Below are 14,821 nucleotides of genomic sequence, written 5' to 3'. Positions count from 1 at the left end.
GCTGGGGCCGGTCAGGCGCCCGCAGTCACCCTCTCCGCGTGCCGCGTGAGCTCCGCGGTGTCGTAGTCGACGCCGCCGCCGAGGCTCGGCATCATCGAGGTGAGCTGCGGCTTCCACTCGTCGTACTTGGCGGGGAAGCAGCGCTCCAGCAGGCCGGTCATGGCGGCGACGGCGGTCGAGGCGCCGGGGGACGCGCCCAGCAGGCCGGCGATGGAGCCGTCCTGGGCCGCGACGACCTCGGTGCCGAACTCCAGCACACCACCCTTGCCCTTGACCCACTTGATGACCTGGACGCGCTGGCCGGCGGTGATCTTCTCCCAGTCCCCGGGCTGCGCCGTCGGCATGAACCGCTGCAGCTCGTGGAACTTGGTCTCCGGCGCGGCGGCGACCTGACCCACCAGGTAGGCGCTGAGGTCGAGGTTCTTCACGCCCGCGCCGAGCATCGAGAACAGGTTGTGGTGGCGCAGCGACGTGATCAGGCCCAGGTACTTGCCCTTCTTGAGGTACTTGGGGCTGAACCCGGCGTACGGGCCGAACATGAGGTAGCTCTTGCCGTCCACGATGCGCGTGTCCAGGTGCGGCACGGACATGGGCGGGGCGCCGACGTCAGCCTTGCCGTACACCTTGGCGTTGTGCTGGGCCACGATCTCCGGCGACGAGGTGCGCAGGAACTCGCCCGAGATCGGGAAACCGCCGTAACCGCGCGCCTCCTTGATGCCCGACGCCTGGAGCAGCGGCAGCGCGCCACCGCCCGCGCCGACGAAGACGAACTTGGCCGTGACAGTGCGACGCCGGGTCCCGGCGTTCCAGGAGCGGTCGCGCAGGCTCAGACGCCAGCGGCCGTCACGCAGCTTCTTCAGTCCGCGGACCTCGTGGTTCAGGTGCAGCTCGGTGTTGTGCGCGGTGGCGAAGTCGACCAGCTTCTTGGTGAGCGAGCCGAAGTCGACGTCGGTGCCGGCGGCGGCGCGCGTCGCGGCGATCGGCTCGTCGGCGTCGCGCTCCAGGGTCATCAGAGGGGCCCACTGCCCGATGACGGCAGGGTCCGAGCTGAACTCCATGTCGCTGAACAGCGGGTGCACGCTCAGCGCCTCGTACCGGCGGCGCAGGAAGTCCACGTTGTCAGCCCCGCGCACGAACGTCATGTGCGGGGTGACGTTGATGAAGTCGGTGCCCTCCATCAGGCCGGCGGTGAGCAGGTGGTTCCAGAACTCGCGTGAGGTGTGGAACTGCTCGTTGATCGTCACCGCCTTGGAGATGTCGACGGAGCCGTCCTTGCGCTCCGGCGTGTAGTTCAGCTCGCAGAGTGCGGAGTGGCCGGTACCCGCGTTGTTCCACGGGTTCGACGACTCGAGTGCCACCTGGTCGAGACGCTCGTAGATTCCGATTCGCCAGGTCGGCTCGAGGATCGTGAGCAGCGCGCCGAGGGTGGCGCTCATGATCCCTCCGCCGATCAGCGCGACGTCGACCTCTTCGGAGGGACGCGGGGCTGTCTGGAGGTAAGAAGTCACGTCAAGAACATTAGCGGGCTTGTGAAAAGCGGAACGAGCGCTGTGGCATGAATCACGCGCTGTGTTCCGTGACCTCCCTCACTCGCGTCGTCCGCGCCGCCTTCACCACGCGTTCACCTCGCCGGGAGCGCTGACGGCCAGGGCCCCAGCTCGGGCAGGTCGCCCCGCAGCGGCGTCACCGGGACGCGCCCGGCCAGCCACGCGGTGACGTCGCGGGGGTCGCCGGCGACGCCGTCCACGGACACGCCGTCGGGCAGCCGTACCGCCAGGAACTCGCGCAGGTGAGCGCACAGGGTGTCGTCCCACGTCTCGTACCCGACCTGCCGGGACGTGCCGGCGAGCGCGTCGACCGAGTGGATCCGCACCTCGCGCCACCAGCCGAGCAGGCAGCCCGACAACGGCCCGCCCCGGTACCCGCTCGGAGCGTCCCAGAGCGACGAGCCGGGTTCGGGCCAGGTCCGCGCCATGTCGTCGCGGAGGGCGTCCAGCACCGCCAGGTGCTCGGCGACGGTACGGCCGGAGCCGGCCTCGATCCCCTCGTCTCGGGCCTCCTGGCTCGCGTAGACGGGGACCACCTCGCCGCGTTCGGCGGCCCGCGCCTGGCCGAGCATCGCGCCGCCCACTCCCGCGACGTGCGACAGGACGTGCCCCCGGGTCCAGCCCGCAAGGGCTGACGGCCCGGCGAGGTCCTCGTCGGTCAGCTGCCCGACGGCGTCCAGCAGGGCGTCGAGCCCGGCCGCCGAGTCGGCGAGGGCGTGGGGGACGTGGGCGGTGCTCGTGGTCACGGTTGTCCTTCGTCGGAGCGATATCGGTCAGCAAGTGTCAGGCGTCAGGGCCACATCAGGCCGGTGGTCCAGCCGTCGGCGTCCGCCCGGTACAGCAGGCGGACGTGCGGGCCGTCGTCCGGCGCCTGCCAGAACTCGACCTCCGTCGGGGCGAGCACGTAGGCGGTCCAGTCCGGGGCCACCAGCTCGGGATCGGCGGTGACGGCGCGCAGCGCCTCGGCGAACGCCCGCTCGTACTCCGCCATGGAGGAGAGCGGCTCGCTCTGGTGATTCACGAGGCCGACGGCGCGCGAGAGGTCGGACCGCGCGAGGAAGTCCGCCCGGCTCGCATCCACCCCGGCCGACGCCGCGCTGCCCGTCACCTTGACCTGGCGGCCCAGCTCCGGCCACAGAAAGGTCATCGCGGCGTGCGGGTTCGCCGCCAGGTCGCGGCCCTTCGGACTCGTCGACTGCGAGGCGAACCACCAGCCGTCCGCCGTCAGATCCTTGAGGAGCAGGACGCGGGCGTGGACGTGCCCCGCGGCGTCCGCGGTCGAGAGCGTCGCCGCGTGCGGGAGCAGCAGACCGGCGTCGATCGCCTCGTCCATCCAGGTCGCGAACAGCTCGTGCGGTGACGACGGGGCCGCCTCCGTGTCGAGGTCCGGCAGCCCGGGCCGGGGGAAGGCGGGCAGCGCGCGCAGGCGCTCGCGGAAGGTCACGTGGTCTCCTTCTGGGTCAGCAGGCCGACGAAGCCGCGCACGGCGGCGGTGAGTGCATCGGGGTCCTGTGTGGCGCGGGCGAGGACGTACCCGCCCTGGATGATCGCGAGGGCGGCGTGTGCGCGGTCGCGGGCGACGTCGTCGGTCAGGCCGGTCTCGCGGAAGATCTGGGTGATGACGCCGAGCAGTCGCACGAAGTAGGCGTTGAGGACGTCGCGCAGGCCGTCGTCGTCCATCACCGCCTGGTCGGAGGTGTGTCGCCCGACCTTGCAGCCGGCCAAGGCGTCGCGCGGCCGCTCGAGGTAGGCGGCGAGGCGCTCGATGGCGGGGGAGTCGCTGCCCAGCGTGCGCATGGCCTGGGCGAGCGCGTCGTCCACGGTGGCCCCGACGGCGGCGACCGCGAGATCGTGCTTGGTGGGGAAGTGGTGGTAGAGGCTGCCCTGCCCGACGCCGGAGGCCGCCAGCACCGCGCGCGGGCTCGTGGCCCCGACGCCCTGGACGGCGAAGAGATCCTGCGCGGCGCCGATGAGGCGTTCGCGTGTGCTGGCTGTTGTCATGCCCTGCACCATACCTACCTCCAGGTATGGCGACAACTCGCGACGTGTCAGAGCAGGGTGACGATGCCCAGGACGCCGACCGCGAGGGCCAGGGCAAGCGAGACCGCGATCAGGACGCTGTGCACCGTGAGGAACTTCGTGGCGCGGCCGTCGGCGTCGCGCGACCGGGGATCGGCGACGATGCGCTGCCGGAACCGCGGCCAGATGAGCAGGTTCCACAGAGCGGTGACGATCAGTACGACGGACCAGGCGACAGGAATATCCACGGCCCCAAGTATGGGGCTCTTGTTGTGGGCGTGACCGTTGCGGCTGAACCGGGCAGGTGGTCGCAACGGCTGCGCCCACAGCAAGGAGCGGTCAGAAGTAGTCGCGGACGTGGAGCTGGCGGCCCGCGAACAAGGCGCTCAGGACGGCGTCGTGGCCGGGGGCGCCGGTCAGGTGGCCCGCCGTTCGCAGGTTCGCGGCGGACTGGGCGCCCGCGTACAGCAGCGCCAGCCCGTTCGGGCTCAGCACCGGCCGCACGTGGTGCGCGTCCTCGATCGCGACGGCGTCGCGCGCGAGGTGAGTGACGCCGTCGGACACCGTGAGGGTCCAGGCGCCCGCGAGATCCCGCGCGCCGCGGACCGCGAACGGGACCTGCGCCCCCTCGAGCGGCGACTCCACGCCGCCCAGCGCGCCGGCCACGTCCAGGATCCGCAGCATGTAGGGGTGGGCTGCGTGCACCGTCGCGGTCAGGTCGGGCAGCACCAGCCACGCGGGGTCCAGGCCCGACGTCGACACGCGCGCCGTGCCGACCACCGACGAGAAGCTGCCGACGGTGCGCCACAGGGCACGGGCGGCGCCGGGCGTCAGGGCGATGAGGTCGTCGACCTCCATGACGGCGGTGGCGGGCGTGTACCCCTCGCCGCGGATCCAGCTCGCGAAGCCGACGACGTCGCCCGAGCCGTCGACGGCCAGCGTGACGCCCGTGTAGTCGGCGAAGAACTTCTCCGGCGGGGTCCAGAACGGCTTCTCCGCCCGCGAGACGGGCCCGTTCTGGGCGGCGGCCCACGCGCGGTGGACGGCGACCACCGCGTCGTAGTCGGCGACGCTCGCCCGGCGGGTGACCACGCCGTCGGGCGCCGCCACGCGGCTCAGGTTCTGCAGCGGGACGTCGACGTCGTCGAACGAGCCGACCACGTCGTAGCCGAGCCCGCGGTAGATGCCGGGCGCCGTCGGGAACAGGGTGGAGATGACCTCCCCGCGGTCGCGCGCCTCGTCGAGGGCGGCGCCGAAGAGGCGCGCCAGGTGACCCGAGCCACGCCGTTCAGGCGCGACCGCGACCCCGGCCACGCCCGCAGTCGGGACCTGCGCGCCGTGGAACCACGACGTGAAGCCATAGACGCGCAGGCGGGCGGTCAGGTCCCCGTCGTCGAACGTGCCCCACTCGCGGAAGCCCGCCGCGTCCCACTCCTCGCGGGTGGGGGCCGGGCGGCCGCCCGCGGGGGTGCCGAACGCCTCGCCGCCCAGTCGCGTGTATTCCGGCTGGTCGGTGTACTCGACGCGGCGCACGGTGAGGCTCATGCGGACGACCATAGGCAACGGGAGGGCACGCCTGCGAGCCCGAAACGTGACCGGGTGCCCGCGAGCCCGTGGGCGGGGATCAGTCGCCGAAGTAGGCGACCTGGTCCTCAGCCGGGTGGGGGCGGAGCAGGGGCGTGCGCGTGACCTCGAGCGGCTCGGGCGTGAGCAGGCCCGGTAGCTCGCCGTCGGCGGTGCGGTCTCCGGGGGTGATCCCGTCGTCGGGCACGAGGTCGCGCTGGAAGAGCACGGCGTCGTGCCACTGGCCGAGCTTCCAGCCGATCTTCTCGAAGGTGCCGGCCCGGCGGAAGCCGGCCGCCTCGTGCAGCGCGACCGCTGGATCGTTCGGCAGCACGATGCTGGCGACGGCGCGGTGGTAGCCGCGGCGGGCCAGCCGTGTCAGCAGGGTGTCGTAGAGCAGGCGTCCGCCACCGGTGCGCTGGTGGTCGGCCGCGACGTAGACGTTGGTCTCGAGCGTCCAGCGGAACGTGGGGCGGTCGGCGAACGGCTTGGCGTAGGCGAAGCCGGCCACCACGCCGTCCCGCTCGAGCACGAGCCAGGTCTCCCGGCCGAAGAACCGCTCGATGCGGCGCGTCATCTCGCGCGCGTCCGGCGGGTTGGTCTCGAAGGTCGCCGCCGAGTCGGCGACGAAGGGGGCGTAGATCCCGGCGCAGGCTGCGGCGTCGTCTGGTGTCGCGACGCGGACGATGCTGTCCATGGACGGATCCTGCCGTGGACCGGCCGGACGTGATGATCGCAGCGCGGAATTGACGGCGGTCGGTCGAGCGGGTAGTTCAGCCGGACCCCGCGGCAGGGCTCCGTGGCCAGGGCTGCCTGGTCAGGCGGGCTCTCCCGTGGGCGGCGCGGCGCCGAGGCCGGGCGCGAGGTCCTTCTGCAGGCGCATGACGTCGCGCCACTGGCCGTGCTTCCACCCGATCCGGCGGAACGTGCCCACCACCTCGAACCCCAGCGAGACGTGCAGGCCGAGGCTGGCGTCGTTCGGCAGGGCGAGGCCGGCCACCAGACGGCGGTAGCCGCGTTCGGCGAGCCGCTCGAAGAGGGCCTCGTACAGCGCCCGGCCCGCCCCGGTCCGGCGTCGGCCCGCCTCCAGGTACACGCTGGACTCGGCGGCCCAGCGGTACGCCTCGCGCGACGAGTACGGCGCGGCGTAGGCGAATCCGACGACGTCGTCGCACGCCTCCTGCGCGACCAGCCACGCGTGGTGGGCCGAAGAGCTCGCGATGCGGTGCGCCATCTCCTCGGTCCCCGGCGGCTCGGACTCGAAGCTGATGTGGGTGTGCCGCACGTAGAAACCGTAGATGTCCGCGCAGACGGCCGCGTCGTCGCCGGTCGCGGGCCGGATCGTCAGGTCCATGAACCGATCGTGCCGGACATTCGGTCCAGGACGAAGCAGACTGCGGAAGGCGGGGCGAGTGTCGGTCGCTGGGCATAGCGTGTGCCCGTGACCACGCTCCAGAGACGAGTGCTCCTCGTCGCCATCCTCGGCTCCTTCGTGTCGTTCCTCGACGGCACGGTGGTGAGCGTCGCGCTGCCCGCGATCGCGCGCGAGCTCGGCGGCCCGGGTGCCGAGGGGCTGGCCCTGCAGCAGTGGGTGGTCGACGCGTACCTGGTGACCCTCGGCGCGCTGATGCTCGTGGCCGGCTCGGTGTCGGACGTCTACGGGCGCCGCCGGGTGCTGGCGGCCGGTCTCGTCGGGTTCGCCGCCGCCTCGGTGCTGTGCGCACTCGCGCCGACCGGCCCCGTCCTGGTGATCGCCCGCGCGCTGCAGGGTGTCGCGGGCGCGCTGCTGGTGCCGAGCTCGCTCGCCCTGATCGTGGCGACGTTCAGTGGCGAGGCGCAGGCCCGTGCGATCGGCCGGTGGACCTCGTGGACGACCGCCGCGATGATCGTCGGCCCGTTCATCGGCGGCATGCTGGTCGACTTCGTGTCGTGGCGCTGGGTGTTCTGGATCAACGTGCCCGTCATCGCCCTGACCCTCTGGCTGCTGCGTGGCGTGCCGGCCGCGGAGGGCGAACCCGGCCGGCGGATCGACATCCCGGGTGCCGCGCTGGCGGCGTTCGGACTCGCGGGGGTGGTGTTCGGGCTCATCGAGGGCGAGCGGCTCGGGTGGACCTCGCCCGTCATCCTGGTGTCCATCGTCGCGGGGGCTGCGATGCTGGTGGGGTTCGTGCTGTACGAGCGTCGGGCGGCGGACCCGATGCTGCCGCTGCGCCTGTTCCAGTCGGGGAACTTCGCGTGGGGCAACCTGGCGACCTTCGCGATCTACGGGGCGTTCTCGCTGGGCGGTTTCATGCTGACGCTTTTCCTGCAGCAGGTCGCCGGGTACTCCGCCACGTGGTCAGGGGTGGCGCAGCTGCCGACGACGTTCGCGATGATCGCGCTGTCCGCATGGTTCGGCACCCTCTCGGGCCGGTACGGGTCGCGGCTGTTCATGTCGGTGGGGCCGATAGTGGCCGGGGTGGGATTCCTCCTCATGCTCGTGATGGACGAGACCGCCTTCTACCCCACGCAGGTGCTCCCCGGCCAGCTCGTGTTCGGGCTCGGCCTCGCGATCACCGTGGCGCCGCTGACGGCGGCCATCCTCGGCGCCGTCCCGACGCACGACGCCGGCATCGGCTCCGCGGTCAACAACGCGGTGGCACGTGTGGCCGGGCTGGTGACCGTGGCGTTCGCGGGAATCATCACCGGCGGCGTGCTCGACGTCGCCTCGTTCCACCGGGCGCTCGTCGTGACGGCGGCCCTGCTCTTCCTCGGCGGGGTGCTCTCCCTGGTGGGTGTCCGGAACGTGCGCGGGGCAGATCCGAACGAGACCCTCGTCAAACCGACTTAGGTGTGCCTAACCTCAGTGCATGGCATACAAGGGGCGCAAAGCGGTCGATCCGCACGTGGTGCTGGCCGAGGTCGTCAACGCCAAGCGGATCACGCCGAACATGGTCCGGGTGACCCTCGGCGGTGAGGAGTTCGCCCGGTTCACGCCGACCGGGTACGACCAGTGGTTCCGCCTCTTCCTGCCCCGTGCGGGCCAGGACATGCTGCGCCTGCCGACGCGCGCGTCAGGGCTCTGGTACGCCGAGTACCTCGCCACCCCGAAGCCCCGGCGGCCGTGGGTGCGCAACTACACCGTCCGCTCCGCGCGGCCCGACCTGAACGAGATCGACGTCGACTTCGTGCTCCATGCGAGCCCTGCCGACCCGGCCGCGGACGACGCACACGGCTCCGGGCCGGGCGCCGGGTTCGCCGAGGCCGCCGACCGGGGCATGCGCGTCGGGGTGCTCGACCAGGGCGTCACCTACAACCCGCGGCACGCGCACGACTGGACGCTCCTGGTCGCCGACGAGTCCGGGCTGCCCGCCGTCGCCGGCATCTGCGAGTCCCTCCCGAAGGACGCCCGCGGCGTCGCGGTTGTCGAGGTACCCACGGCCGGGGACCGGCAGGAGTTCCGGACGCCGTCCGGCGTCGAGCTCCGGTGGGTGGTGCGGTCCGACGCCGACCCGCACGCCGTCCCGGGGCAGGCGGCGCTCACCGCGCTGCGCGGCCTGGACCTGGCGGGGTACGGCCCCGAGGTTTACGCGTTCGCGATCGGCGAGTCGGCGCTGGCCACGGGCGCGCGGCGGCACCTGGTGGGGGAGCGTGGGGTACCCAAGACGCACGTGGACTTCGTGGGCTACTGGCGCCACGGCCGCTCTTCCCCGGGCTGAGCCCGGCATGCTCGCGGGTGGTCGGCAGAATGTCAGGTCATCGGCATTCCGAGGTGCCGATCACCTGACGTCTTGCCGACCATGCCGGACCCGCCTGTTAGACCCGGACCACCAACTTGCCGCGAGTGTGGCCCGTGGCGCTGGCCCGGTGCGCGGCCGCGGCCTCGGCCAGGTCGAAGACCTCGGCGATCTCGACGGACAGCTGGCCGGCGTCGAACAGGGCGGTGAGCGCGTCGAGACCCGACACGGACGGGCGCACCCACACGTACTGCCCGCCGTGCTCCGTGCGGGCCGTCGGGTCGGCGATCGAGGTGATGGCGCCGCCGTCGGCCAGGAGCTCGGCGCTGACGGCGACCGAGCCGCCACCGGCGAAGTCGAGGGCGACGTCGACGCCGCCGGGCGCGATCGCGCGAACCCGGTCGGCAAGGCCGTCGCCGTAGGTGACGGGCTCGGCCCCGAGGCCACGCAGGAACTCGTGGTTCGCCTCGCTCGCGGTACCGATCACGCGCGCGCCCAGCGCCCGGGCGATCTGCACGGCGAACGCGCCGACGCCGCCGGCCGCCGCGTGCACCAGCACGGTCTGGCCCGCCTTGACGCCGGACCGCTGTATCGCCTCGTAGGCGGTGAGGCCCGCGAGCGGCACCGCCGCCGCCTCCTCGAAGCTCAGCGACGCCGGCTTGCGGGCCAGGGTGCGTACGGGCGCGGCGACCAGCTCGGCGAACGTGCCGCCCTGCACGGTGTCCTTGCGCACGTAGCCGTAGACCTCGTCACCCGCCCGGAACTCGGGGGTGTCCAGGCCGACCTGCTCGACGACGCCCGCCACGTCCCAGCCCGGGATCGCGGGCAGCTGCACGTCGATCAGGCCCTGCAGCCGCCCCTCGCGGATCTTCCAGTCAACCGGGTTCACCGAGGCGGCCTTCACGCGGACCACCACGGTGTCGGGGCCGATGTGCGGGTCGGGCTGGTCGGTGAGCTCGAGGACGTCGGCGCCGCCGAACTCCGAATAGGTGATTGCTCGCATGCGAGCGACAACGCCCGGCGCACGCGGGTATTCCGTGTGCGCCGGACGGGTGCGGCGGCGCGGTCCGGATCAGTGCAGCGGCAGGCGCGTGACCCAGTACTCCGTGTCGTCCTGCGGCGTCGTCGTGAACCGGGCGTTGGGCAGGTACAGCGCGCCGGCGAAGCGCGCGATCGTGGTGGGCGTGTCGAAGTCGTCGCTGGTCCGGGTCTGCACCACCGTCCCCTCGGACGCCGCCCGGTCGAGCCGCACCGTCGCGACCTGGTTCTGCGTGTTCTGCGCGACGTAGAGCGTGCGGCCGACCCGCAGCATCCCGTCGCCGTTCGTGAGCTCGGCGTCGGCGAGGTCCACCCGGTCGGCGTGCCCGTCGTCCGGGTCCACCCGGAACAGGCCGCCGGTCGTCGAGTTCACCACCAGGAGAGCCTTGCCGTCGGGCGACGTCGTGATGCCGTTCGCGTTGAACCCGTCGACCTGCTCCCAGTCGCCGTGCAGGGCCAGCTCGTCGAAGGTGTTGGTGGGCCTGCCGCCCGGCCCCAGGTGGATGCGGTGGACCACCGGGCGCTGGGAGTCGGTGAAGTAGGCGTAGTCGTCGGTGAGAACGACGTCGTTCACGAACGCGCCGCCGAGCTCGTAGGTCTCCAGGACCTCGCCCGAGCGTCCGTCGACGACGCGCGCGTCGCCGCCGGTGCCGCCCGCGACGAACAGGCGGCCGCGCGCGTCCACGGTGAGTCCCACCGACGGCGTGCCCGGGCCCTGGTCGATCACCTCGCCATCGCCCTTCAGCAGGTCGGCGCGGTAGATGTCGCCGTCGGCCAGCGAGCCGAACCACGCGACCGGGCCGGCCGTCGTGATGCCCTCGGGCTGGAAGCCGTCGGGCAGGTTGATGCGGTCCGGGAGCTTGATCTGGGGGAAGGGGTCGCGCAGCCCGTGGGTGAGCTGCCGTGCGGTGGAGCCGCCGGGGGCCGTACCGGGTACGGCGACGGCGATCGCCGGGGCCGTGACCAGCGCGAGCGCGGCCAGGATGGCCGTCGATGCGGCCAGACGCCTGGGGTGGCTGAACATCTGTGTCCTCCGTCCGTCGACAACACGGTACGTCCGTAGGCCGCAGAACGGGGGGAATGGCACTAAAAGTGTGCCAAGCGGTCAGACCTGACCGGGCAGCTCCACCTCGACGTCGTCGGGCGACTTGTCCGGGCGCCAGCCGCGCCAGACGGAGTGCCGCATGCGCCGCTCGCCCGACGCGCCGCCGCTGCCCTCGGCCCAGTCGGCGTACGTCACCTCGCCCACCAGCTTGGGCGTCACCCACTGGGCGTCCGACGCGTCTTCCGCCGGGATGCCGAACGCGGCGGGCGCCTTGCGCGTCATACCTCGTAGCTGCGCGGTGATCTCCCGGCGCTCCCGCTCGGTGAAGCCCGTCCCGACCCGCCCGACGTAGCGCAGGCCGTCGCCGTCCGCCCCGTGGTCCGGGACGGCCATGAGCAGGGAGCCCATCACCGAGGCGTTCGAATGGCCCGGCCGCCAGCCCACGATGACCACCTCCTGCATGGCGCTGTGCTTGATCTTGAGCCACTCCCGGGAGCGTCGTCCCGCATAGGTGGAGGTACGGCGCTTCGCGACGACACCCTCCAGCCGCAGGGTCCGCGAGGTGCGCAGGGCGGCGTCGAGGTCGCCGTCGAACGCGGGCGGCACGTGCACGGGGGCGTGCGGTGTGACGAGGGACTCGAGCAGCTCGCGCCGCTCGGCGTACGGGCGGTCGGTGACGTCGTCGCCCTCGACCTGCAGGACGTCGAAGAGCATGAGGTCCACCTCGACGCGGGCCCGGGCGCGTGCGACGTCGCGCTCCTTGCGGAGGTTGGCGCGCAGCTGGAGGCGCCGGAAGTCGGGGCGGCCGTCGCGGTCGAGGGCGACGATCTCGCCGTCGAGCACCACGGGGAGGCGGGCGGGATCCACCTGGCCCGCGAGTGCCCGCAGCTCGGGGAACGTGACCGTGAGGTCCTGGCCGGAGCGGCTGACCAGGCGCACGGTCTCGGTGTCGGGGACGTGGACGAGAGCGCGGAACCCGTCCCACTTCATCTCGAACATCCACTGGTCCGGGTCGTACAGCTCGCCGGCCGAGGCGGAAGTGGCGAGCATCGCCCGCCACACCCGCTGAGTGCTGGCTTTTCGCTCCTGATTCGCCCTTGGAGGGGGCGAAGATCCAGCACTCAACGGTTTGGGGGAGCCTGGTTGGGACTTGGTCAGGTGGATGAGCCAGTTGTTCTCCGCGTCGCCGTCGCGGCCGCCCGTGCGGATCAGGGCAAGGCGGCGGGTCCCGCGCTGAGCGGAACGGAGCGTGACGATCACTTCGTCGTCCCGCCACTTCTCCAGGTCGTAGGTGCCGGAATCCCAGATCGTGACCTCGCCCGCGCCGTACTCGCCGCCCGGGATGGTGCCCTCGAAGGAGCCGTACTCCAGCGGGTGGTCCTCCGTCTGCACGGCGAGGTGGTTCTTGGCCGGGTCGGTGGGCTCGCCGCGGGGGAGCGCCCAGCTGACGAGCACGCCGTCGTGCTCCAGGCGGAAGTCCCAGTGGAGGCGCCGGGCGTGGTGCTCCTGGATGACGAAGGTGGGCTCGGCCCCGGCGTCCGCCGCGTGGTCGGCCTCGGCGTCAGGACCGAACGGCTCTGGGGTCTTGGCGGGATCGCGCTTGGACCGATAGGTCCCCAGCTTCTCGAAGGTGGCCAGGCGTTCCGGCGTCGGCTCCAGGGCCGAGAGGTGCCCCTCCAGGAGCGGGGCGAGGAGGTCGCCGTCGGCCTCGATGCGGGCGACCACCTGGTCGGCGTCGAGCTGGGCGAGGTCCGGGTCCTCCAGCTCCTCCCAAGTGCGGGGCGCGGCCACCCACGGCCGGTCGCGCCCGCGCAGGGAGTAGGGGGCGATAGTGGTCTTGTTCGCGTTGTTCTGCGACCAGTCGACCAGGACCTTGCCCGGCCGCAGCTTCTTGCTCATGTCGCTGACGACGAGGTCGGGATGCTCGGCCTCGAGGTAGCGGGCGAGCTCGTGCGCGACGGCGGACACGGCGTCGGAGTCGAGGCGGGTGTCCTGCGCCTTGCCGAGCGCCGCGTACAGGTGGATGCCCTTCGAGCCGGACGTCACCGGGAACGGCTCCAGACCCATGCCCTGCAGGATCTCGCGCGCCCACCGGGCCACCTGCGCGCACTCGGGCAGGCCCGCACCGGGGCCGGGGTCGAGGTCCAGCACGAGGCGGTCCGGGTCGAGGTGTGCCCCCGTGCGGCCGAACTGCCACTGCGGCGTGTGCAGCTCGAGGGTCGCCGTCTGGCCCAGCCAGGTCAGGGTCGCGAGATCGTTGACCAGCACGTAGTCGTTGGCCGAGGTCTTGTGCTGGATCTTGCGGCGCTTGACCCAGCTCGGGGTGGAGGCGTCGAGGTTCTTCTGGAAGAACATCTGCCCGCCCGTGCCGTCGGGCCACCGCTTGCGCGTCGCCGGGCGGTTGGCGGCGTGCGGCAGGAGCACGGACGCGACCTGCGTCAGGTAGTGCAGCACCTCGCCCTTGGTGGTGCCCGACGCCGGGTACAGGACCTTGTCGAGGTTGCTCAGGCGCAGGCGATGCCCGTCGACACTGACCGTCTGTTGCGTGGACGCCATCACACCATCGTGCCGCCGGTCGCGTTCCCGTGCCCAGGGGTCGCAGAGATCACGTGGACGTGGTCGTTGCCGCGGTGCCGGCTCCGCTAGGCTCGCGCGAGTGATTTCGGATGACTACGCGATCGACGCGTTCGCAGCGCCCCGGGCGACCGCCGGCAGCGTCTCGTCGATCGCCCGACCTGAACAGCTCACCGTCTACGGCGCCGAGTGGTGCCGCGACTGCCGCCGCAGCAAGGCGGTGCTCGACGTCCGCCGCGTGGACTACGTCTACGTCGACCTCGCCGCACAGCCCGCCCGTGCCGACGAGGCCGAGGCGCTGACCGGGCGAAAGACCATCCCGGTGCTGGTCTTCCCGGACGGTGAGCAGCTCGTGGAGCCCACCAACGCGGAGCTCTGCGCGAAGCTGGACCGCGCGGGTCTCTGACGCAGCCCGGGGTTTCCCGGTCCGTCGGCCCAGACCGAAAACCTGGGCATGTAGTGCGCTTGGGGCGCACTATAGAAGGATGAGGGCGATCTGGAAGGGTGCCGTGACCTTCGGCCTCGTCAACGTTCCGGTCAAGCTGTACAGCGCGACCGAGGACCACGACGTGCCGCTGCACCAGGTGCACGACGCCGACGGCGGACGTATCCGGTACAAGCGCGTGTGCGAGGTGGACGGCGAGGTGGTGCCGTACGAGCACATCGACCGCGCCTATGACGACGGCGAGCGCACAGTGGTGCTCACCAAGAAGGACCTGGCTGAGCTGCCCGCCGAGCGCGACCGCGAGATCTCCGTCGTCGAGTTCGTGCCCAGTGAGCAGATCGACCCGATCATGTTCGACCGCACGTACTACCTCGAGCCCGACTCCAAGTCCACGAAGGCGTACGTGCTGTTGCGCCGCACGCTGGAGGAGACCGACCGCACCGCCGTCGTGAAGTTCGCGCTCAGGCAGCGCACCCGGCTGGCGGCTCTGCGCGTTCGCGAGGAGGTGCTCGTGCTGCAGACCCTCCTGTGGGCCGACGAGATCCGCGAGGCCGCGTTCCCCTCCCTGGACGAGCCCGCGAAGGTCACCGACAAGGAGCTTGCGATGTCGTCCCAGCTCGTCAGCAGCTTCGAGGCCGACTTCACGCCCGAGGACTACGAGGACGAGTACCAGGTGCAGCTCCGCAAGCTTGTCGACGCCAAGCTGGAGGCCGGCGAGGCCATCGACACCGCGGCGACGTTCGGCGAGGCGGCCGAGGAGGCGGGCGAGGGCGCCGAGGTCGTCGACCTGATGGAGGCGCTCAAGCGCAGCGTCGCGGAGTCGAAGAAGTCCCGCGCCGAGCCGAAGAAGTCCCGCCGCAAGACCGGGTAGACC

15 protein-coding genes are annotated in these 14,821 nt (G+C 72.0%); 4 read left to right on the top strand and 11 right to left on the bottom strand.

Annotated features, from left to right (window positions below; all coding sequences use genetic code 11):
• Nucleotides 1-11 precede the first annotated feature (11 nt).
• The 8 genes from mqo to EW117_RS05930 form a co-directional block, all read right to left on the bottom strand.
• Nucleotides 12-1,508 (bottom strand): malate dehydrogenase (quinone), encoded by a 1,497-nt coding sequence (gene mqo, locus EW117_RS05965; RefSeq protein WP_129784679.1) that lies wholly within the window; start codon nt 1,506-1,508, stop codon nt 12-14.
• Between the two features lie 113 nt (nt 1,509-1,621).
• Nucleotides 1,622-2,293 (bottom strand): maleylpyruvate isomerase family mycothiol-dependent enzyme, encoded by a 672-nt coding sequence (locus EW117_RS05960; RefSeq protein ID WP_242504104.1) that lies wholly within the window; start codon nt 2,291-2,293, stop codon nt 1,622-1,624.
• Nucleotides 2,294-2,337: 44 nt separating this feature from the next.
• Complete coding sequence (locus tag EW117_RS05955) at nt 2,338-2,991, bottom strand: pyridoxine/pyridoxamine 5'-phosphate oxidase (RefSeq protein WP_129784675.1); 654 nt, start codon at nt 2,989-2,991, stop codon at nt 2,338-2,340.
• Nucleotides 2,988-3,548, bottom strand: a complete 561-nt coding sequence (locus EW117_RS05950; protein WP_165362516.1) for a TetR/AcrR family transcriptional regulator — start codon at nt 3,546-3,548, stop codon at nt 2,988-2,990. The genes EW117_RS05955 and EW117_RS05950 overlap by 4 nt, the downstream gene beginning before the upstream one ends.
• A 47-nt stretch (nt 3,549-3,595) precedes the next feature.
• Complete coding sequence (locus EW117_RS05945; protein ID WP_129784671.1) at nt 3,596-3,814, bottom strand: SCO4848 family membrane protein; 219 nt, start codon at nt 3,812-3,814, stop codon at nt 3,596-3,598.
• A gap of 91 nt (nt 3,815-3,905) precedes the next feature.
• The gene (locus EW117_RS05940) at nt 3,906-5,111 is read right to left on the bottom strand and encodes a GNAT family N-acetyltransferase (RefSeq protein WP_165362515.1); all 1,206 of its coding nucleotides are present in this window, start codon (nt 5,109-5,111) and stop codon (nt 3,906-3,908) included.
• A gap of 79 nt (nt 5,112-5,190) precedes the next feature.
• Nucleotides 5,191-5,826: a GNAT family N-acetyltransferase gene (locus tag EW117_RS05935; RefSeq protein WP_129784667.1), complete on the bottom strand. Its 636-nt coding sequence runs from the start codon at nt 5,824-5,826 to the stop codon at nt 5,191-5,193.
• A 120-nt stretch (nt 5,827-5,946) separates the two neighbouring features.
• Nucleotides 5,947-6,483 carry a GNAT family N-acetyltransferase gene (locus EW117_RS05930; RefSeq protein ID WP_129784665.1) on the bottom strand — a complete coding sequence of 179 codons (537 nt, stop codon included), beginning with the start codon at nt 6,481-6,483 and terminating at the stop codon, nt 5,947-5,949.
• An 81-nt stretch (nt 6,484-6,564) separates the two neighbouring features.
• On the opposite strand from EW117_RS05930, the gene EW117_RS05925 reads away from it, so the two are divergent.
• The gene (locus EW117_RS05925; RefSeq protein ID WP_129784663.1) at nt 6,565-7,959 is read left to right on the top strand and encodes an MFS transporter; all 1,395 of its coding nucleotides are present in this window, start codon (nt 6,565-6,567) and stop codon (nt 7,957-7,959) included.
• A gap of 19 nt (nt 7,960-7,978) precedes the next feature.
• On the top strand, nt 7,979-8,827 hold the full coding sequence (locus EW117_RS05920; protein ID WP_129784661.1) for a siderophore-interacting protein: 849 nt from the start codon (nt 7,979-7,981) through the stop codon (nt 8,825-8,827).
• A gap of 97 nt (nt 8,828-8,924) precedes the next feature.
• On the opposite strand, the gene EW117_RS05915 is transcribed toward EW117_RS05920, so the two are convergent.
• The 3 genes from EW117_RS05915 to EW117_RS05905 all read right to left on the bottom strand — a co-directional run bounded on the left by EW117_RS05915 (nt 8,925) and on the right by EW117_RS05905 (nt 13,484).
• Nucleotides 8,925-9,848, bottom strand: coding sequence for an NADP-dependent oxidoreductase (locus EW117_RS05915; RefSeq protein ID WP_129784659.1), 924 nt, complete (start codon nt 9,846-9,848; stop codon nt 8,925-8,927).
• A gap of 69 nt (nt 9,849-9,917) precedes the next feature.
• Nucleotides 9,918-10,907, bottom strand: a complete 990-nt coding sequence (locus EW117_RS05910) for an SMP-30/gluconolactonase/LRE family protein (protein WP_207211766.1) — start codon at nt 10,905-10,907, stop codon at nt 9,918-9,920.
• Between the two features lie 81 nt (nt 10,908-10,988).
• The gene (locus EW117_RS05905; protein WP_129784657.1) at nt 10,989-13,484 is read right to left on the bottom strand and encodes an ATP-dependent DNA ligase; all 2,496 of its coding nucleotides are present in this window, start codon (nt 13,482-13,484) and stop codon (nt 10,989-10,991) included.
• A 100-nt stretch (nt 13,485-13,584) separates the two neighbouring features.
• Between EW117_RS05905 and EW117_RS05900 the strand changes: the two genes are divergently transcribed.
• Both EW117_RS05900 and ku read left to right on the top strand, forming a co-directional pair.
• The gene (locus EW117_RS05900; protein WP_340641071.1) at nt 13,585-13,908 is read left to right on the top strand and encodes a glutaredoxin family protein; all 324 of its coding nucleotides are present in this window, start codon (nt 13,585-13,587) and stop codon (nt 13,906-13,908) included.
• Nucleotides 13,909-13,987: 79 nt separating this feature from the next.
• Nucleotides 13,988-14,818: a non-homologous end joining protein Ku gene (gene ku / locus EW117_RS05895; RefSeq protein WP_129784655.1), complete on the top strand. Its 831-nt coding sequence runs from the start codon at nt 13,988-13,990 to the stop codon at nt 14,816-14,818.
• The last annotated feature ends 3 nt before the right edge of the window (nt 14,819-14,821 follow it).

This window comes from Promicromonospora panici (genome assembly GCF_900608595.1).
GTDB lineage: Bacteria > Actinomycetota > Actinomycetes > Actinomycetales > Cellulomonadaceae > Promicromonospora > Promicromonospora panici.
Note: the sequence above shows the minus strand (reverse complement) of the source record. Positions and strands in the feature narration are given on the sequence as shown.

What these genes read in the sequence shown, in the direction of transcription:
- EW117_RS05950 (WP_165362516.1), bottom strand. Translation starts at nt 3,548, where the DNA reads ATGACAACAGCCAGCACACGCGAACGCCTCATCGGCGCCGCGCAGGAT.
- EW117_RS05940 (WP_165362515.1), bottom strand. Translation starts at nt 5,111, where the DNA reads ATGAGCCTCACCGTGCGCCGCGTCGAGTACACCGACCAGCCGGAATAC.
- EW117_RS05935 (WP_129784667.1), bottom strand. Translation starts at nt 5,826, where the DNA reads ATGGACAGCATCGTCCGCGTCGCGACACCAGACGACGCCGCAGCCTGC.
- EW117_RS05930 (WP_129784665.1), bottom strand. Translation starts at nt 6,483, where the DNA reads ATGGACCTGACGATCCGGCCCGCGACCGGCGACGACGCGGCCGTCTGC.
- EW117_RS05920 (WP_129784661.1), top strand. Translation starts at nt 7,979, where the DNA reads ATGGCATACAAGGGGCGCAAAGCGGTCGATCCGCACGTGGTGCTGGCC.
- EW117_RS05915 (WP_129784659.1), bottom strand. Translation starts at nt 9,848, where the DNA reads ATGCGAGCAATCACCTATTCGGAGTTCGGCGGCGCCGACGTCCTCGAG.
- EW117_RS05910 (WP_207211766.1), bottom strand. Translation starts at nt 10,907, where the DNA reads ATGTTCAGCCACCCCAGGCGTCTGGCCGCATCGACGGCCATCCTGGCC.
- EW117_RS05905 (WP_129784657.1), bottom strand. Translation starts at nt 13,484, where the DNA reads ATGGCGTCCACGCAACAGACGGTCAGTGTCGACGGGCATCGCCTGCGC.
- ku (WP_129784655.1), top strand. Translation starts at nt 13,988, where the DNA reads ATGAGGGCGATCTGGAAGGGTGCCGTGACCTTCGGCCTCGTCAACGTT.